The sequence below is a fragment of the Chromobacterium sp. CV08 genome (assembly GCF_051129845.1).
In the GTDB taxonomy this organism is placed as follows: Bacteria; Pseudomonadota; Gammaproteobacteria; order Burkholderiales; family Chromobacteriaceae; genus Chromobacterium.
This window is the reverse complement of record NZ_CP150453.1, coordinates 746,322-764,888: the sequence shown is the minus strand read 5'-3', so window position 1 is coordinate 764,888 and position 18,567 is coordinate 746,322. Positions and strand designations below refer to the sequence as shown.

General features: G+C 66.1%; 14 protein-coding genes. 12 read left to right on the top strand and 2 right to left on the bottom strand.

The genetic code is table 11. The annotated features are described in order from the left end of the window. Positions 1-120: 120 nt before the first annotated feature. Complete coding sequence (gene polA / locus WNM05_RS03700; protein WP_434632625.1) at positions 121-2,916, bottom strand: DNA polymerase I; 2,796 nt, start codon at positions 2,914-2,916, stop codon at positions 121-123. A 12-nt stretch (positions 2,917-2,928) separates the two neighbouring features. Here polA and WNM05_RS03695 point away from each other — a divergent pair, with 12 nt between their 5' ends. The 7 genes from WNM05_RS03695 (at position 2,929) to WNM05_RS03665 (ending at position 11,822) form a co-directional block, all read left to right on the top strand. Then, positions 2,929-3,657: a TIGR00730 family Rossman fold protein gene (locus tag WNM05_RS03695; RefSeq protein ID WP_434632623.1), complete on the top strand. Its 729-nt coding sequence runs from the start codon at positions 2,929-2,931 to the stop codon at positions 3,655-3,657. Between the two features lie 68 nt (positions 3,658-3,725). Next, on the top strand, positions 3,726-4,055 hold the full coding sequence (locus WNM05_RS03690; protein WP_434632621.1) for a DUF2782 domain-containing protein: 330 nt from the start codon (positions 3,726-3,728) through the stop codon (positions 4,053-4,055). Positions 4,056-4,065: 10 nt separating this feature from the next. Further along, a complete protein-coding gene (thrB, locus tag WNM05_RS03685) occupies positions 4,066-5,007 on the top strand; it encodes a homoserine kinase (RefSeq protein WP_434632619.1) in 942 nt (313 codons plus the stop codon). A gap of 134 nt (positions 5,008-5,141) precedes the next feature. Further along, positions 5,142-5,435 (top strand): hypothetical protein, encoded by a 294-nt coding sequence (locus WNM05_RS03680; protein ID WP_434632618.1) that lies wholly within the window; start codon positions 5,142-5,144, stop codon positions 5,433-5,435. A 351-nt stretch (positions 5,436-5,786) separates the two neighbouring features. Then, positions 5,787-8,639 (top strand): YjbH domain-containing protein, encoded by a 2,853-nt coding sequence (locus WNM05_RS03675; protein WP_434632616.1) that lies wholly within the window; start codon positions 5,787-5,789, stop codon positions 8,637-8,639. Positions 8,640-8,664: 25 nt separating this feature from the next. Further along, positions 8,665-10,626 carry an SLBB domain-containing protein gene (locus WNM05_RS03670; RefSeq protein ID WP_434632614.1) on the top strand — a complete coding sequence of 654 codons (1,962 nt, stop codon included), beginning with the start codon at positions 8,665-8,667 and terminating at the stop codon, positions 10,624-10,626. Between the two features lie 17 nt (positions 10,627-10,643). Then, positions 10,644-11,822, top strand: a complete 1,179-nt coding sequence (locus WNM05_RS03665; RefSeq protein WP_434632612.1) for a GumC family protein — start codon at positions 10,644-10,646, stop codon at positions 11,820-11,822. Between the two features lie 9 nt (positions 11,823-11,831). Here the strand turns inward: WNM05_RS03665 and WNM05_RS03660 are convergent, their stop codons facing one another. Then, a complete protein-coding gene (locus WNM05_RS03660) occupies positions 11,832-13,037 on the bottom strand; it encodes a multidrug effflux MFS transporter (protein ID WP_434632610.1) in 1,206 nt (401 codons plus the stop codon). Between the two features lie 174 nt (positions 13,038-13,211). Here WNM05_RS03660 and arsC point away from each other — a divergent pair, with 174 nt between their 5' ends. The 5 genes from arsC (at position 13,212) to WNM05_RS03635 (ending at position 18,519) form a co-directional block, all read left to right on the top strand. Further along, positions 13,212-13,562 carry an arsenate reductase (glutaredoxin) gene (arsC, locus tag WNM05_RS03655; RefSeq protein ID WP_434632608.1) on the top strand — a complete coding sequence of 117 codons (351 nt, stop codon included), beginning with the start codon at positions 13,212-13,214 and terminating at the stop codon, positions 13,560-13,562. Between the two features lie 257 nt (positions 13,563-13,819). Further along, positions 13,820-14,320: a MarR family transcriptional regulator gene (locus WNM05_RS03650; RefSeq protein WP_434632606.1), complete on the top strand. Its 501-nt coding sequence runs from the start codon at positions 13,820-13,822 to the stop codon at positions 14,318-14,320. Between the two features lie 88 nt (positions 14,321-14,408). Beyond that, positions 14,409-15,818: an efflux transporter outer membrane subunit gene (locus WNM05_RS03645; protein WP_434632604.1), complete on the top strand. Its 1,410-nt coding sequence runs from the start codon at positions 14,409-14,411 to the stop codon at positions 15,816-15,818. Between the two features lie 12 nt (positions 15,819-15,830). Then, positions 15,831-16,976, top strand: coding sequence for an EmrA/EmrK family multidrug efflux transporter periplasmic adaptor subunit (locus WNM05_RS03640; RefSeq protein ID WP_434632603.1), 1,146 nt, complete (start codon positions 15,831-15,833; stop codon positions 16,974-16,976). A gap of 10 nt (positions 16,977-16,986) precedes the next feature. Beyond that, positions 16,987-18,519 (top strand): DHA2 family efflux MFS transporter permease subunit, encoded by a 1,533-nt coding sequence (locus tag WNM05_RS03635; protein ID WP_434632602.1) that lies wholly within the window; start codon positions 16,987-16,989, stop codon positions 18,517-18,519. Positions 18,520-18,567: the final 48 nt, after the last annotated feature.

The following is an 18,567-nucleotide window of genomic DNA, read 5'->3' as shown; positions in this document are numbered from 1 at the left end:
TCGATACCTGTACCAAAGCCCTGCTGTCGACACGGAAATCCAGCCCAAAGCGCAGGCCGGGATGGACGCGAAAACGGCGCCTGACGGCGCCGTTCTCATTTCAGCAACATCGATGCCGGCTCAGTGCGCGGCCTCCCAGCTGCCGCCGGCGCCGACTTCGGCCAGCAGCGGCACCTTCAGCTCGGCGGCGCCGGCCATGATTTCCGGCAGACGGCGCTTGACCAGTTCCAGTTCGGCGTCCGGCACTTCCAGCACCAGTTCGTCGTGCACCTGCATGATCAGCTTGCTCTGCAAGCCGTCGCGCTCCAGCCAGGCCTGCACCGCGATCATCGCCAGCTTGATCAGGTCGGCGGCGGTGCCCTGCATCGGCGCGTTGATCGCCGCGCGCTCGGCGCCGGCTCGGCGGCCCGGGTTGCTCAGCTTGATGTCCGGCAGGTACAGGCGGCGGCCGAACACCGTTTCGACATAGCCCTGTTCCCGCGCCTTCTCGCGCGTGGTCTGCATGTATTCGGCCACGCCCGGGTAGCGCATGAAGTAGCGGTCGATGTACTGCTGGGCGGCGCTGCGCTCGATGTCGAGCTGGGCGGCGAGTCCAAACGCGCTCATGCCGTAGATCAGGCCGAAGTTGATCGCCTTGGCGGCGCGCCGCTGGTCGGACGTGACCGCGGCGAGCTCGACGCCGAACACCTCGGCGGCGGTGGCGCGGTGGATGTCCTCGCCGCTGGCGAAGGCCTTCAGCATGCCCTCGTCGTCGGACAGGTGGGCCATGATGCGCAACTCGATCTGCGAATAGTCGGCCGAGACGATCTGCCAGCCGGCCGGCGCGATGAAGGCTTCGCGGACGCGCCGGCCCTCGGCGGTGCGCACCGGGATGTTCTGCAGGTTCGGGTCGTTGCTGGCCAGCCGGCCGGTGATCGCCACCGCCTGTGCATAAGTCGTGTGCACGCGGCCGGTCTGTGGATAAATCAGCGTCGGCAGCTTGTCGGTATAGGTGGACTTCAGCTTGGCCAGGCCGCGGTATTCCAGGATGCACTTCGGCAGCGGATGGTCCAGCGCCAGTTGCTCCAACACCGACTCGTCGGTGGAATAGCCGCCGCTGGGCGTCTTCTTGACGCCCTTGGTCGGGATGGCCAGCTTGCCGAACAGGATTTCCTGCAGCTGCTTAGGCGAGTTCAGATTGAACGGCTGGCCGGCCAGCTCGTAGGCCCGCTGCTCCAGCTCCAGCATCTGGCTGCCCAGCTGGTGGCTCTGCGCGGCCAGCTTGTCGCGGTCTATCAGCACGCCGTGCCGTTCCATCTTGAACAGCACCTCGGCCACCGGCAGCTCGATGTCACGGTAGACCTTTTCCAGATCGCCGGAAAGCTCGCCTGCGAAGTACTGGTTGAGCCTGAGCGTGATGTCGGCGTCCTCGGCCGAGTAGTTGCCGGCGATGTCGACGTCGACCTCGCCGAAGCCGATCTGCTTGGCGCCCTTGCCGCAGATGTCCTCGTAGCTGACGGTGTTCTCGCCCAGATGGCGGCGCGCCAGGTCGTCCATATTGTGGCGCTGGTGGCTTTCCAGCACGTAGGAGGCCAACATAGAGTCGTCGACGATGCCGGCGAGGGCGATGCCGTGGTTGGCCAGCACATGGCAGTCGTACTTCAGGTTCTGGCCGCACTTCTTCCTGCTTGCGTCCTCCAGCCACGGCTTCAGCTTGGCCAGAGCGGCATCCAGCGGCAGTTGCTCCGGCGCGCCGGCGTAATGGTGCTCCAGCGGCAGGTAGGCGGCATGGCCGGCCTCCACCGAGAAGCTGACGCCGACGATGCGCGCCTGCATCGGATCGAGGCTGGTGGTTTCGGTGTCGAACGACACCACCTCGGCCGACATCAGCTTGGCCAGCCAGGCGTCCAGCTGGGCTTCGGTCAGGATGGTTTCGTAATGGCGCGCCAAGGCGCCTTCGGGCTGGGCGACCGATACCGCGGGCGCGGCCGGTTCGGCGAACATGTCGCCCTGGGCCTCGCCGCCCCGAGCCGCGGCGGGCGCATCCTCGCTTCGCTGGGCGACCGCCGGCATTTCCTCGCCTTCGGTCACTTCGCGGTAGAAGGTGCGAAAGCCCAGGTCCTTGAACAGCTCGGCCAGCCTCGGCTTGTCTTTCTGCCCGTGCTGCAGGCCCGGCAGGCCTTGCGGCAGGTCCGCCGCCAGATCGACCTCGCAATCGATGGTGATCAGCCGCCTGCCCATCGGCAGCCAGTCCAGCGCCGCGCGCAGATTCTCGCCGACCTTGCCGCCTACACTGGCGGCCTGGGCGACGATGGCGTCCAGGCTGCCGTATTCCTCCAGCCACTTGACCGCGGTCTTCGGCCCGCACTTGTCGACGCCGGGCACATTGTCCACCTTGTCGCCTATCAGCGTCAGATAGTCGATGATCAGGCTGGGCGGCACGCCGAACTTCTCCTTGACGCCGGCCTCGTCCAGCAGTTCGTTGGTCATGGTGTTGACCAGCGTCACCGCCGGCGTCACCAGCTGCGCCATGTCCTTGTCGCCGGTGGAGACGATCACCTTCATGCCGGCGGCGGCGGCGGTGCGCGCCAGCGTGCCGATCACGTCGTCGGCCTCCACGCCCGGCACCACCAGCATCGGCCAGCCGGACGCTTGCACCACGTCGTGGACCGCCGTAATCTGGGAAGCAAGCTCCTCGGGCATGGACGGGCGATTGGCCTTGTATTCGGGGTACAGGTCGTCGCGGAAGGTCTTGCCCTTCGCGTCAAAGACGCAGGCGCTATAATCGAACTCAACCTCCTTCTCCAGCCGCCTGAGCATGTTGACCATGCCATAGACAGCTCCCACCGGGCGGCCATCCGGGGATCGCAAATCGGGCATCGCGTGAAAGGCGCGGTACAAATAAGAAGAGCCGTCGATCAATAACAATGTTTTCATAAGAGGCAGAGTATGAGCTTGTCCGATAAATTACCGCAGACCAGCGACCGTCACGCCATGATGCAGCGCTTCCGCTCGCGCGAAGCCTGGCACGTGATGAAGATCCTGTCGGAGTTTGTCGAGTCGGCGGAGGAGCTGCAAGGCATCACGCCGGCCGTCAGCATATTCGGCAGCGCACGCACGCCGCGCGATCACAAATACTACAAACTGACCGAGGATGTGGCGCGGCGCCTGTCCGACTCCGGCTTCTCGGTGATATCCGGCGGCGGTCCCGGCATCATGGAGGCCGCCAACAAGGGGGCATTCTACGGCAGAAGTCCGTCCGTTGCGCTGAACATCGTGCTGCCGCATGAACAGAAGCCCAACGATTACCAGGACCTGGCGGTCAAGTTCAACCACTTCTTCAGCCGCAAGGTGATGTTCGTCAAGCATGCGATCGCCTATGTGGTGATGCCCGGCGGCTTCGGCACGCTGGACGAGATGTTCGAGGCGCTGACGCTGATCCAGACCGGCAAGAGCCGCAAGATCCCGATCATCCTGTGCTGCAGCGAGTTCTGGGCCGGCCTGCTCGACTGGGTCAAGGAGCGCCTGGTCAGCGAGGGCATGATCAATCCCGACGACTTGAACCTGATCCAGTTGATAGACGATCCGCAGCAGATCGTCGACACCATTTTCAAGCACTACGAAACCCGCGGCTTCGACGCGCTGCCCGAAGAGCGCGAGCAGCTGCTCAATCTGTAATCGTCCGTCCACGGTCGTTCCCCGACCGTGGACGGACGCCAAGACCAAATATACAAAAAGGACAAACCATGCGCCGTCTCACCGCCCTGCTTCTTCTGCTGCCTCTGGCCCCCGCCTTCGCCGCCGACGCCTCCGCGCCGGCCAAGGCGGTCGTGCCCCCGCCGCCGGCGATCAGCCCGGCCGCGGCCGCCGAACCGGAACCGGAGGTCCGCCTGATCCAGAAAGGCGACGAGAAGATCGAGGAGTATCGCCTGAACGGCCAGCTGTACATGGTCAAAGTGACGCCGTCGCACGGCGTGCCCTACTACCTGATAGACGACAACGGCTCCGGCGTGATGAAACAGATCGATCCGGCCACTCGCATCGTGATCCCGCGCTGGGTCCTGGTGCGTTTCTGACGGAGGCGGCATGTCGGTTTACACCACGGTCGGCCGCGACAGCCTTCAGCAATGGCTGCAAGGCTACGCGCTCGGCCAATTGCTGGACCTGCAGGGCATTGCGGCGGGCATCACCAACACCAACTACTTCGTCACCACCACCCACGGCCGCTATGTGCTGACGCTGTTCGAAACGCTGCGGCTGGACGAACTGCCGTACTACCTGTCGCTGATGAGCCATCTGGCGAAGCACGGCGTCGGCTGCCCGGCGCCCATCGCCGACCACACCGACAGCTTCGCCTCGCCGCTGGCCGGCAAGCCGGCCTGCCTGGTCAGCTGCCTGGACGGCGCCGACGTCGAGCGCCCCAGCGCCGTCCAGTGCCGCGCGGTCGGCGAAATGCTGGCGCAGATGCACAAGGCCGGCGCCACCTTTCCGCTGAGGATGGAGAATCCGCGCGGACCGCGCTGGTGGTGCCGCACGGCCCAGCAGCTGTATCCGCAGCTGCCGGCCGAACTGGCCGACGCGCTGCGCGAGGAAATCCAGTTCCAGGACGGCCACCGCTTCGACCACCTGCCGGCCGGCGTGATCCACGCCGACCTGTTCCGCGACAATGTGCTGATGAACGGCGACGCGATCGCCGGCTTCATCGACTTCTACTACGCCTGCAACGACATCCTGCTGTACGACGTGGCCATCGCCGTCAACGACTGGGCCCGCCGCGACGACGGCGAGCTGGACGACGAACTGGCGCGCGCCCTGCTCGCCGGCTACCAATCCGAACGGCCATTAGGCCAGGAGGAGCGCGACGCCTGGCCGGTGATGCTGCGCGCCGCCGCGCTGCGCTTCTGGGTTTCCCGCTTGCAGGACCTGTACCAACCGACCAGCGGGGAATTGACGTATACCAAGGATCCGGCGGTGTTTCAGCGGCTGCTGCTGGCGCATCGCCGACGTGCCGACTTCTGGCTGGACTGAGCACGGCCGGCCGACGCCATTCACACATCTGTCATAGGATTGGGCTTGAAAAATGTGATTTTTCACATACCATCAGTGGTGAGTAGTGAAAGTTTCATGGTTTCCGTCGTTCCATTTCGAGCAAAGGATTCGTCATGCTGCTAAAACCCCTCATCGTCATCGCCCTGTCCGCCGCGCTGGCCGCCCCGGCCTTCGCCGCTGAAGAAACCGGCGCAGCCGGCACCAGCGGAACGGCCGGCAGCGCCGGCAGCGCCGGTACCGCAGGCACGGCCACCGCCGGCACCGCAGGCGTCGCCGGCACCACCGCCGGCATCGCCGGCCTCAGCGTGGGCACCATCGCCGCCATCGGCGCCGCCGTGGCCGCCGCCGTGGCCGTCTCCAGCAACAGCAACTCCTCGTCCAGCCACTCCGCCGCCACCCACCACTAGGTGCGGGCGACGACAGCAGCATCGTTGTACGCGCCAGGCGGTCCGGCGGATGTTCCGTCGGCGCCTGGCGACAATTACAAATAAGCCGGCTTTCTCGGCAAACGATTTTCAATAAGGCTGAATCGACGTGCGTCAGGCAGCGCAGGCTGCCGGCTCGCCGACGTATCCAAGGGGCTGCACAGGAAGCCAGGCCACCCGGCATCGCCAACGCGTACGCCGCGCCTGATCGTCCGATACTCTCCTCCCGCCCTCTTGCGATCCCGGCGCCGCGCACCGACCAGGGGGGCCGCCTATTCCGGCAGGCTTGCAATAAGCAGCGACAGCTGCATCCAATAAACCCGGACTGCTGTAATGCACAACAGATCCAGACGCTATCTGTCCGCAGGAATGTTGCAAGGGGGCTTGCCGCTGCTGTTCGCCTGCGGCGCTTTGGCGCAGCCGTCGCTGACCGGGCAGATAGGCTATATCAACATGCCGTCGGCCCGGGTCGGCGACGACGGCACCTTCAGCCTCGGTTACGGCTACGACAAGCCGTACGGCATCCTATGGACATCCACCACCGTGCTGCCGTGGCTGGAGGTCTCCGGCCGCTATACCTCCATCTCCGGCATTCCCGGCTTCGACGATCCCGCCTACGGCGGCGGCTACGGCCGTTACAAGGACAAGGCGATCGATCTCAAATTCAAGCTGTGGGACGAGTCGGCCCTGATGCCGGAGATCGCCGTCGGCGCCGCCGACATCGTCGGCAACCGCTTGTGGAAAGGGAAGTACCTGGTCGCCAGCAAGAACTGGATGCCCGGCCTGGAAACTTCGATAGGCTACGGCAGCGGCCGCATACAGGGCGTGTTCGGCGGCGTGCGCTACACGCCCGGCTTCCTGCCCAACTGGTCGCTGGTGGCCGAATACGACGCCAACGACTACCGCAAGGACCCGTACGAAGTCAGCACCTTCGCCGCCCAGCGCAAGAAAGGTCCCGCCGTCGGTATCGAATACCAATGGGGCTGGCTGGGGCTGCAACTGGCGCATCAGCGCAGCCACGCCAGCATCAACGCCCGAATCGACATCCCGCTGAACGTCAAGGAGTTCGTGCCCAAGATCCAGGAACCGGCCTATTTCGGCGGCGGACCGGATCTGCCGTCGCGGCCGACGCTGGCGCAATGGCGCGAGGAGCCGGACCGCGCCCGGCTGCTGGCCGAATCGCTGGCCAGGCAGGACTACAAGAACATCCGCATCGCGATGCAGCGCGACACGCTGGTGCTGGAGCTTAGCAACAGCCGCATCTCCAATGTCGGCCGCGCGGTCGGCCGCGCGGTGCGCACCGCCCGGTACTTCGCGCCGCTGGAAACCCGCGAGATCCGCGTCGTCTACACCGAGCTGGAACAGCCGATCGCCACCTACAGCTTCTACGACATGGCCGTGCTCAACGACTACCTGCTGGGCAAGACGCCGCGGGCGCGCTTCCTGGAGACCGTCAGCATCAAGCCCGGCCGCGACGAGGAGCTGCAGCCGCTGGAGGCTAGGAACCTGGCCACGGCGCTGCGCGAGGATATCGCGGTGAATGCGCTGACCAACCAGGAAGGCGATCTGGTCCAGGTGACCAGCAACGATCCGGAAGACAACCGCTTCCATCTGGCGCCGAAGATGGGCGTGTATTTCAACGACCCCAGCGGCGCCTTCCACTACGACATCATGGCCGAGGCCAACTACAAGCGCAGGCTGGGCCGGGGACTGTATCTGGACAGCGGGCTCAGCGCCGACCTCTACAACACCATCACCGCGGTGACGCAACCGTCCAACAGCCTGCTGCCGCACGTGCGCTCCGACATCGCCGACTACAAGCGCGTCAAGACGCCCAAGCTCAACCGCTTCCTGATCAACCAATACATGAATTTCGGCCCCGAGGTCTATGCCCGCGCCTCGGCCGGCATCTACGAGGAAATGTTCCGCGGCGCCGGCGGCCAGGTGCTGTACTACCCCGGCGCGGACAGGAACTGGGCAGTCGATCTGGCGGTGGATGCGCTGCAGCAGCGCGATTATCAGGGCTGGTTCGGCACGCGGGACTACCGGACCGTCACCGCCATCGCCTCGATGCACTACCGGCTGCCGCTGGGCGTCACCGCCACCGTGCGCGCCGGCCGCTTCCTGGCCAAGGACGACGGCGCGCGCGTGGAATTCAAGCGACGCTTCCGTTCCGGCGTCGAGGCCGGTTTCTGGTACACCAAGACCAACGGCCACGACATCACCAGCCCGGGCACGCCGTCCAAGCCTTACTACGACAAGGGCCTGTTCTTCTCGATCCCGCTGAACAGCCTGCTGACCTTCGACGCGCGCACCGTCGGCGATTTCTCGCTGTCGCCATGGACGCGCGACGTCGGCCAGATGGTGATGACGCCGGGCGACCTGTACGACATCGTCAGCGACCCCAGGCGCGACGTCGACGCCTACGACGGCCTGGGCAATTTCGCCGAGCGCCCCGACGAGCAGAGCCTGCCGCAGGTGACGCCGCCGCAACCAAGCTACCACCCGTGGCCGATGGTCAGGCTGCGGCTGGAGGACAGCGGCCGGCAATGGCTGCAGTTCGACGACAAGGCCACCGCGCTGGGCACCGCCGCAGTACTGTCGCTGGCCGCCGCCGGACTCGACCGCCCGATCAACCGCGCATTCCAGAACCATCAGGACAATCGACTGATGAAGGACTGGGGCCGCGTCGGCAAGGGCTTGCCCTACGCCGCCGCCGCGCTGTCCGGCGCCGCCTTCGCGCTCGGGGACGACAGGCTCAGCAACACCGGCCTGATCGCGCTGGAATCGAGCGCCGCCGCGCTGGCCGGCAGCGCGGCGCTGAAATTCGCCGTCAACCGCCAACGTCCCGGCGACAGCGACAGTCCGTGGCGCGGCCAGCCGTCCGGTCAGTCCCGGCTGCAAAGCAGCTTCACCTCCAACCACTCGGCCATGCTGTTCGCCGCCGTCACGCCGTTCGCCAAGGAATACGACCAGCCCTGGTTGTACGGCGCGGCGGCGCTGGGCGCCGGCGGGCGGCTGGCCAGCCGCGATCACTGGCTGTCCGACGTCGTCGTCGGCGGCCTGCTCGGCTATTTGACAGGCAACTGGCTATGGCAGGCCCAGCGCGACGATAGCCGCTACCGCGGCGGCCTGACCGCCGGTCCAAAACAGGTGGGGGTCCGTATCGATGTCCCACTCCGATAAAGCCACCATTGCGGGGATACCAATCATGACTGCGAGCATTCTGAAATCGGGAGCGAAATCGTTGCTGGCCTTGTGCCTGCTGGCCGGCAGCGCCGGCCTGCACGCGGCCGGCAACGCCAACGCCAATGTCAGCTATCCGAACACCACGATGCCCGGCTACGAGACCGACAACGCCAACGGCCTGCCGTCCATAGGCAATCTGCCGGCCGGCGCGATCCCCGTCGGCGGCGAACGCAATCCGCAATCGCAACAGGGCTTACGCCAGCAGGGGATGCCGCCGGGCAACGGTTACCCCAGGCGCTATCTGGACGACAACGGCTATGAAATCAACCCGTTCGACGGCAAACCCAAACTGCCGCCGTTCGCTGACTTCGTCAAGAAGGCCACCGAGCAGACGCTGCCGCTGTTCGGCAGCCGCCTCTTTCTCAATCCGGGCAACAACTTCGACGCGCCGGACGGCGTGCAGGTCAATCCGGACTACGTGATAGGCAGCGGCGACCAACTGCAGGTCAAGGGCTGGGGCATGGTCGACATCGACCTGACGCTGACGGTGGACCGCAACGGCGCCGTCTACCTGCCCCGCGTCGGCAGCATCGCGGTGGCAGGCGTGCGCTACCGCGATCTTCAGGGCGTGCTGAAGAAGAGCGTCAGCCGGGTATTCAACAACTTCGATCTCAGCGTCAGCCTGCTGCAAAGCCGCTCGGTCCAGGTATACGTGGTCGGGCACGCGCGCCAGCCCGGCAGCTATACGCTGAACGCGATGAGTACATTGCTGAACGCGCTGTTGAAGGCCGGCGGTCCGGACGACAGCGGCAGCCTGCGCAATGTCGCGCTGGTGCGCGACGGCAAGACGGTGGCCCGGGTGGACCTGTACGCCATCCTGGTCAACGGCGACAAATCGACTGACCAGACGCTGCGCGACGGCGACGTGATCCAGGTGCCGGCGGCCGGCCCTCGGGTGGCGCTGCTCGGCGACGTCAAGACGCCGGCGATCTACGAATTCCGCCGCGGCGAAACCGCCGGCGACCTGCTGCATTGGGCCGGCGGGCTGGAATCCACGGCCGAAGGCAAGGAGGTCGTCGTGGAGAAAAGCGTCGACAACCGCTTCGTCAACCTGCTGAGAGCCCGCGATGCCGACGGCGATCTGGCCGCCATTCCGCTGCGGGCCGGCGACATCTTCCGGCTGCACTCGCCGGGCGCCCAGCCGGTCAGCGTGCTGAAAACCGACGAATACGTCAGCGTCGGCGGCGAGGTCTCGCATACCGGCACCTTCCAGATCCGCAAGGGCGAAACCTTGCGCCAGCTGATCATGCGGCTGGGCGGCGTCACCGACGACGGCTATGTGTTCGCCACCGAGTTGAAACGCGAAAGCATACGACAGATGCAGCAGCAGCGGCTGGACGAGGTGGCCACCCGCTTCGAGAAGGAGTTGGAGCAGAGCGCCGCCGGCCGGCTGTCCAAGCTGACCGACAAGGACGCCATCGCCTCGGTCAGCGCCGAAGTGGAGCGTCAGCGGCAGATCGCCGCCAAACTGCGTACCGTCAAGGCCGAAGGCCGGGTGGTACTGGAATTGAAAGACGGCGGCGCCGCCGTCAAGGATCTGCCGGATCTCGAACTGCAGGACGGCGACAAGGTGGACATTCCGCGCCGCCCCGGCACCGTCAACGTGCTGGGCGCCGTCTATCAGGGCAATGCCTTCATCTACCGGCCGCAGCGCTCGGTCAGCGACTATCTGGGGCTGGCCGGCGGCGTGGTCGACAGCGGCGACAAATCGTCCACCTACGTGCTGCGCGCCGACGGCACCGTCGCCAGCAGCAACAACGGCGGCTGGTTCACCGGCATCAACGGTCAGCGCGTCAATCCCGGCGACACCATCGTCGTGCCGGAGGACCTGAACGCCGGCAGCTGGACGCAGTCGCTGAAGGAGTGGACGTCCATCCTCTACCAGTTCGGCCTCGGCGCGGCCGGCCTGAAAGTGCTGAAGTAAAAGCCAAGGAGACGCAGATGCAAACCGCAAATCCGGCGCAGGGCAACGATGAAGTCGATCTGCTGACGGTATGGAACCGGCTGTGGCTGCACCGGCGATGGGTCGTCGCCAGCACGCTGCTGTTCGGCGCGCTGGCGCTGATCTATTGCCTGGCGGCCAGGCCGGTCTTCACCGCCACCGCCACCATCATGCCGCCGCAACAGCAGAACAACAGCATGGGCATGCTGCTGGGCCAGCTGGGCGGCCTGGCCGGCGGCGCCGGCACCCTCGCCGGCCTGAAGACGCCGAACGACCTTTATATCGGCATCCTGCAAAGCCGCACCGTGGCCGACGGGCTGATCCGGCGCTTCCAGCTGAAGCGGCATTACGACATCCGGTCCCAGGACCGCACCCGCATCGAGTTGCGCGCCCTCTCGCAATTCAGCAGCGGCAAGGACGGCCTGATCACCATCAGCGTCGACGACGCCGATCCGACATTCGCCGCCTCGCTGGCGAACGGCTATGTCGACGAGCTGAAGACGGTGAACCAGTCGCTGGCGGTCACCGACGCCGCCAAGCGCCGGCTGTTTTTCGAACAGCAGATGAAACAGACCAAGGATCTGTTGGCCGATGCCGAGGCGGCGCTGCGCAAGACCCAGGAGAAGACCGGCATGATACAGCTGGAAGGCCAGTTGCCGGCCATCGTCGGCTCGGTCACCCAGCTGCGCGCCAATATCGCCGCCAAGGAGGTCCAGCTGGAGGCGATGCGAAGCTACGCCACCGCGCAGAACCCGCTGTACATCCGCACCGAGCAGGAACTGGCCGGCCTGCGCGAGCAGCTGGCCAAGCTGGAGACCGGCAACAGCAGCGGCGGCGACCTGATGGTGCCGACCGGCAAGGTGGCGCAAAGCGGGCTGGAATACCTGCGCCGGCTGCGCGACGTCAAATACCAGGAAACCATCTTCGAGCTGCTGGCCAAGCAGTACGAGCTGGCCCGGATAGACGAATCCAAGGATTCCTCTCTGATCCAGGTGCTGGATCCGGCGGTGGTGCCGGAAAGGAAGAGCCGCCCGAAGCGGGCGATGATCATGCTGATGGCGCTGTTCGCCGGCGCGGTGATCGGCGTCGCGGCGGCGCTGCTACGCGCGCAGCTGTCCGAGCAGGGCCGCCAGCGCCGCGACGGCCGGCCGGCGCTGGCGCTGCGCGGCGAAAGCTGAGCGGCGCGCTCAGCCGCCCCGCGCGCGCATCCGCCGCCGATAGCACATGCGGCAGACGAAGCCCAGCGCCAACAGCGCGCACATCGATCCGGCCAGCCTCAAGGGGCTGGCCCAGGCCAGCGGCGCCAGCGCTCCGGCCACCAGGCTGGACATCATGGTCTGGAAGAATCCCTGCAACGACGACACCGTGCCGCGCAGCGACGGGAACTGGTCCATCAGGTTCAGCGTGATCGACGGCGCCGCCAAGGACATGCCGGTGGTGTACAACGCCAGCGGCAGCACCCCCCATGGCAGCGTCAGCTGGTCGACCGACAGGTTGTAGGCCAGGTTCAGGCCCGCCGCGGCGAACATCAGCCAGTAGCCGCGCGTCACGATCTCCCGCTGGCTGAAATGGCCGGCCATCCGGCCCGACAGATAGGCGCCGAACATGATGCCGCACACCGCCGGGCCGAACAGCCACAGAAACTGGCTGGGCCCCAGATGCAGATGCTGCATCAGGAAGACCGGCGCCGACGGCACATACAGGAAGAAGCCGGCGAAGTTGAACGACACCGCCGCGGTCAGCAGCTGGAAATCGCGCGCCCTCGCCACCTGCCAGTAATTGGCCAGCAACTGGCGGGCGCGCAGCGGCTGGCGCGCATGGGCCGGATGGGTCTCCTCCAGGCCGAACCAGCACAGCGCGAACAGCGCGAAGCCGATCAGTCCCATGAAGATGAAGATCGAATGCCAGCCGAAGGCGCCGTACAGCCAGCCGCCGACCACCGGCGCGATCGCCGGCGACAGGGAAAACAGCATCGTCACCTGCGACATCAACCGCTGCGCCGCCGTGCCGTCCAGCTTGTCGCGGATGATGGCCCGTCCGACCACCAGGCCGGCGCCGCCGCACAGGCCCTGCAGGGCGCGGAACAGCAGCAGCGCGCCCAGGCTCTGCGACAGCGCGCAGCCGACCGAGGCCAGGCCGAACAGCAGCGAGGTGACCAGCACCACCGGCCGGCGGCCGATCGCGTCGGAAATCGAGCCGTGCCACAACATCATCAGCGCGTAACAGAACAGGTAGACGGTTAGGGCCTGCTGCATCTGCAGCGGCGACGCCGCCAGGCTGTCGCCGATGGCGCGCATCGCCGGCAAGAAGGTGTCGATGGAAAAGGGGCCGAGGGTGGACAGGGCCGCCAACAGGAAGGCCAGACCGAGATGACTGCGCGAGGGAGCGGACATGACGCGAGAATGATAAGTAATATCGGCATGTTAACGATAAGCGCGGCGCTTGCCAAACGCCAGCGCTTGGCAGCGCCGCGCTTTCATGCCACGATGCCGCCATCTTCCCACTCCACAACGACAGAGGCCGCCGCGCCGCGGCCGTCCAGGCACCGCAGACCAGGGAGAAGCGACATGATCCGCCTTTACCACAATCCCAAATGCTCGAAATCGCGCGCCGCGCTGGCGCTGCTGGAGGAGGCCGGAGCCGAGGTCGAGGTGGTCGAGTACCTGAAACACCCGCCCAGCCATGAGGAGCTGGATCGCCTGCTGACGCTGCTCGACCTGGAGCCGCGCGAGCTGATGCGCAAGAAGGAGGAGGAGTACGCCGATCTCTACCTCGACGACATCACGCTGGAGCGCAGGCATCTGATCGCCGCCATGGTGGACAATCCCAATCTGATCGAACGCCCGATCGCCATCGTCGGCGACAAGGCCGTCATCGGCCGCCCGCCGGAGCAGGTCCTGACGCTGCTGGGCGAATGAGAACCTGTTCACGATCTTTTTCCGGCATCGGCCGTTTTTTGCCGGATGCAGGGCGGGGAAAGCGGCTCGCCGCAGTGTCGCTCACCGCGACAGACGTTTGACAAAGCCATGCGCCGGCTGAAAGCGGCCCGGCGCTCTCCGGCCTCCCCGCCTCTCCACGTCCATTCCGTTGACATTACGCCACAGCCGGCGCGCCTTATTAATTAGTGAGGTTATTATTTCTTGCTAAATAGTACCGCACGTTACTATCATGCGGTATGAGCCCAAACAAGTCCTTTGCCCAACTGGAACAGGCGGTCGATCGAGTACAGGCGCGCTTTCCCGGCGTGCCGCGCCAGGAAGTGATCCTGACCCGACTGATCTTCCACATCGTGCCGCGTCTGTCCTGCCACATGTGCGAGACGCTGAAACAGCACGGCCTGAACGAGACCCTCTGGATGGCCCTGCTGGCGCTGTACGCCTGTCCGAACCAGACGCTGAATCCGTCCGAGATCAGCGAGACGCTGGATTCGTCGCGCACCAACGCCACGCGCATCGCCGACGAGCTGGTGAAGAACGACTGGGCCGCGCGGTCCTCCAGCGCCGAGGACCGCCGCAAGATCGTGCTGGAACTGACGCCGACCGGCATCGCGCTGGTAGAGCGCCTGCTGCCGTACTCCCGTGAAATCCACCGCCAGCTGTGGGTCGACTTCGACGAGGAGGAAAAACAGCAGATGGAAAAGCTGATGCGCAAACTGCTCAGCAAGCTGGGTGGTTGACCCCGCTTTTTTCGGCCAAATAGTAACCTGTGTGATTATCACCAGATATATCACAGCAATGCATGCATCATTGATGGAGACCGACAAGGTGAACAAGAAATCTTGGCCACAGACCGCCGGGGTGCTGCTGATCAGCGCCGTGCTCGGCGGCTGCGCCAGCTTCGGCCCGGATACCGTCCCCGACCGGACCCTGAGCGCCGAACAGCTTCAACTGGCCGCATCCGGCCAGCAGAGTATCGCCGCCGACTGGTGGCGCCAACTGAACGATCCGGCCTTGAACCAGCTGGTGGAAGCCACGCTGAAGGACTCGCCGTCGCTGAAGCTGGCCGCCGCCCGGCTGCGCCAGGCCCGCGCCGCCGTCGGCATCGTCGAAAGCAAGGACGGCCCGCAGCTGGACGCCACCGCCAACGCCGTCGACCTGCACTACGACCCGCTGAAGCCGCTGCTGCACAAGGATTACCTGACCGCCTACACCGCGGCGCTGGTCGGCAGCTGGGAATTCGACTTCTGGGGCAAGAACCACGCCGCCGTCAGCGCCGCACTCGGCCAGCAACAGGCCATCGCCTATGAAGGCCAGCAGACCCGCTTGATGCTGACCCAGGCCGTCGTCGCCCAGTACACCCAGCTGCAGCGCAGCCAGGCGCAGGCCGAACTGCTGGCGCAGCGCCTCGCCGTCGCCCAGAGCCGCCAGAAGCTGACCCAGGCCCGCATCAACGCCGGCCTGCTGCCCGGCGACAACCAGCGCGGCAACGAAGTCTCGATCGAGAAGCTGCAGCAACAGCAAAGCGCGCTGGACAACGACATCGAGCGCGCCCGCCACGCGCTGGCGGCGCTGACCGGCCAGGCGCCCCAGACCCAGGCCGGCTTGAAGGCCGGCAAGCTGGAGACCACGCCGGCCCCGCAACTGGACAGCCTGGACGCCAATCTGCTGGGCCGCCGTCCCGACATCGCCGCCCAGCGCGCGCGCGTCGAGGCCACGGACAGCTCGGTCAAGGAGGCCCGCGCCGAGTTCTATCCCAACGTCAAACTGACGGTGTTCGCCGGACAGAGCTCGCTGGAACTGAATCAGTTGTGGAAAAGCGAATCGACGCTGTGGGGCCTGATGCCGGCCATCAGCCTGCCGCTGTTCCACTCCGGCCAGCTGCAGTCCAACCTCGCCAAGCAACAGGCCGGCTACGACATGGCGGTGCAGCAATACAACCAGACCGTGCTGGACGCGCTGCGCGACGCCGCCGACGCGGTGTCCGGCTGGCAGAACAGCCAGCGTCAGCTGAAGCAGGCGCAGAGCGCGCTGGACAGCAGCCGCAAGGCCAATGACGCGATGGCCGCCCGCCTGCGCGCCGGCCTGGTCAACAAGCTGTCGCTGCTCGACGCCCAGGACGCGCTGCTGAACCAGCAATCGGCCTACACCGACGCCAAGGCGGCCAACCGCCTGGCCTGGGCCACCCTGAACACCGCATTGGGCGGCGGCTTCGCCACACAGCCCGCCTCCCGCTAAGGACACATCGAAATGGATCAGAAAGTAGAAACCGCGCAAAGCCGCAAACGCAATCTCTTGGTGGCCACCACCGTGTTCGCCGCCATCGCCATCGGCTACGGCGCCTACTGGGCGCTGGTGCTGAGCCACCAGGAAGACACCGACGACGCCTATGTCGGCGGCCACCTGGTTCAGGTGACGCCGGAAGTCGGCGGCACCGTCGCCAAGGTGCTGGTCGACGACACCATCACGGTCAAGGCCGGCCAGGTACTGGTCAGCTACGACAACAGCGACGCCCAGCTGGCCTTCGAGCGCGCCCGCAACGAATTCGCCCAGACAGTGCGCCAGACCCGCCAGCTGATGGCCAACAGCCAGCAGCTGGACGCCCAGGTGGCGCTGCGCAAGGCCGAGCTGGCCCGCGCCGAAGCCGACCTGAAGCGCCGCAAGCAGATCGCCGGCAGCGAGGCGATGTCGGCCGAGGAGCTGGGCCACGCCGCCGATGCCGCCGCCGCCGCCCAGGCCGCGCTGACGGCCGCGCAGGAACAGGCAAAAGCCGGCCTGGCGCTGGTCGGCAAGGACGCGCTGGCGCAGCAGCCTGCGGTCAAGGCGGCCGCCAGCCGCCTGAAGGAAGCCTGGCTGGCGCTGCAGCGCACCGAGATCAAGTCGCCGGTGACCGGCACCGTCGCCCGCCGCAATGTGCAGGTCGGCCAGCGCGTCGCCGCCGGCACGCCGCTGATGGCCGTGGTGCCGCTGGAAAACCTGTGGGTGGACGCCAACTTCAAGGAAGGCCAGCTGGCCAAGATCCGCATCGGCCAGCCGGTGGAGCTGAAGTCCGACCTGTACGGCGGCAAGGTGGTCTACCACGGCAAGGTGCAGGGCCTGTCCGCCGGCACCGGCAGCGCCTTTTCCTTGCTGCCGGCGCAGAACGCCACCGGCAACTGGATCAAGGTGGTTCAGCGCGTGCCGGTGCGCATCGCCCTCGACGCCAAGGACCTGCGCGAGCATCCGCTGCGCGTCGGCCTGTCGATAGACGCGGTGGTGGACACCAGCAACCAGGACGGCAAGTCGCTGGCCGAGGCCGCGCCGCCGGCCGTCGTCAGCGAGCACAACGGCACGCTGCCGGACCTGAAGCAGGCCGACAAGCTGGTGGCGGAAATCCTGGCTGCCAACGCCAACTGAGGACGCCCCGATGAACCATCCGCCACTGACCGGCTCGAAACTGGTCTGGATCACGCTGGCGCTGTCGATGTCGGTGTTCATGCAGGTGCTGGACACCACCATCGCCAACGTGGCGCTGCCCACCATCTCGGGCAACCTCGGCGCCGCCACCAGCCAGGGCACCTGGGTGATCACCTCGTTCGGCGTCGCCAACGCCATCGCCGTGCCGCTGACCGGCTGGCTGGCCAAGCGCTTCGGCGAGGTCAGGCTGTTCACCGCCTCCACGCTGCTGTTCGTGCTGACTTCCTGGCTGTGCGGCATGTCCGGCAGCCTGGAAATGCTGATCCTGTTCCGCGTGCTGCAAGGCGCGGTGGCCGGTCCGATGATTCCGCTGTCGCAGAGCCTGCTGCTGTCGTGCTATCCGCCGGCCAAGAAAGGCATGGCGCTGGCGTTGTGGGCGATGACGGTGATCGTCGCGCCGGTGTTCGGCCCGATACTCGGCGGCGTGATCAGCGACAACTGGCACTGGGGCTGGATCTTCTTCATCAACGTGCCGGTGGGCCTCGCGGCGGCCTTCATCTCCTGGCGCATCCTGAAGCCGCGCGAAACCGCCATCGTGGACCTGCCGATAGACAAGCTCGGCCTGGCCTTGCTGGTGGTCGGCGTCGGCTCGCTGCAGATGATGCTGGACCGCGGCAAGGAGCTGGACTGGTTCAACTCCGCCGAGATCGTCACGCTGGCCGTGGTCGCCTTCCTGTCCCTGGTCTATCTGGTGATCTGGGAGCTCGGAGAGGAACACCCGATCGTCGACCTGTCGCTGTTCAGCCAGCGCAACTTCACCGTCGGCACCATCGCGATCAGCCTGGGCTTCATGCTGTACTTCGGCGCCGTGGTGCTGCTGCCGCTGATGCTGCAGACCCAGCTGGGCTACACCGCGACCTGGGCCGGCCTCGCGGCCGCGCCGATAGGCCTGATCCCGGTGGTGCTGTCGCCTATCATCGGCAAGAACGCGCACCGCTGGGACATGCGCTGGCTGGTGACGATCAGCTTCAGCGTCTACGCGATCTGCTTCTTCTGGCGCAGCAACTTCAACACCGACATGGACTTCTCCTACGTGGTGTGGCCCCAGGTCGTGCAAGGCATAGGCGTGGCCTGCTTCTTCATGCCGCTGACGACGATCACGCTGTCCGGCCTGCATCCGTCGCGGATCGCCAGCGCGTCCAGCCTGTCGAACTTCCTGCGCATCCTGGCCGGCAGCATAGGCACCTCGATCACGACGACGATGTGGGACCGCCGCGAGGCGCAGCACCACTCGAAGCTGACCGAGCACGTGACGCAATACGATCCGGCCTCGGTGTCGTGGTTCGACACGATGGGCAGGCTGGGCCTGGGCAACAGCCAGCAACACGCGCTGACCCAGCTGCAGATCACCAAACAGGGCTACATCATGGCGGCCAACGAGATCTTCTGGGTCTCGGGCATCCTGTTCGTGCTGCTGATCGGGCTGGTCTGGTTCGCCAAGCCGCCGTTCACGGCATCCGGCGGCGACAGCGGCGCGCACTAGGACAGGACAAGAGAAGCCCCGATGCCGCGTTGCGCCGCCTGGTCGTGC

Coding starts and splice junctions, on each gene's coding strand:
- WNM05_RS03670 (WP_434632614.1), top strand. CDS start 8,665: ATGACTGCGAGCATTCTGAAATCGGGAGCGAAATCGTTGCTGGCCTTG.
- WNM05_RS03660 (WP_434632610.1), bottom strand. CDS start 13,037: ATGTCCGCTCCCTCGCGCAGTCATCTCGGTCTGGCCTTCCTGTTGGCG.
- WNM05_RS03665 (WP_434632612.1), top strand. CDS start 10,644: ATGCAAACCGCAAATCCGGCGCAGGGCAACGATGAAGTCGATCTGCTG.
- WNM05_RS03650 (WP_434632606.1), top strand. CDS start 13,820: ATGAGCCCAAACAAGTCCTTTGCCCAACTGGAACAGGCGGTCGATCGA.
- WNM05_RS03690 (WP_434632621.1), top strand. CDS start 3,726: ATGCGCCGTCTCACCGCCCTGCTTCTTCTGCTGCCTCTGGCCCCCGCC.
- WNM05_RS03675 (WP_434632616.1), top strand. CDS start 5,787: ATGCACAACAGATCCAGACGCTATCTGTCCGCAGGAATGTTGCAAGGG.
- WNM05_RS03695 (WP_434632623.1), top strand. CDS start 2,929: ATGAGCTTGTCCGATAAATTACCGCAGACCAGCGACCGTCACGCCATG.
- WNM05_RS03680 (WP_434632618.1), top strand. CDS start 5,142: ATGCTGCTAAAACCCCTCATCGTCATCGCCCTGTCCGCCGCGCTGGCC.
- arsC (WP_434632608.1), top strand. CDS start 13,212: ATGATCCGCCTTTACCACAATCCCAAATGCTCGAAATCGCGCGCCGCG.
- WNM05_RS03640 (WP_434632603.1), top strand. CDS start 15,831: ATGGATCAGAAAGTAGAAACCGCGCAAAGCCGCAAACGCAATCTCTTG.
- polA (WP_434632625.1), bottom strand. CDS start 2,916: ATGAAAACATTGTTATTGATCGACGGCTCTTCTTATTTGTACCGCGCC.
- WNM05_RS03635 (WP_434632602.1), top strand. CDS start 16,987: ATGAACCATCCGCCACTGACCGGCTCGAAACTGGTCTGGATCACGCTG.
- thrB (WP_434632619.1), top strand. CDS start 4,066: ATGTCGGTTTACACCACGGTCGGCCGCGACAGCCTTCAGCAATGGCTG.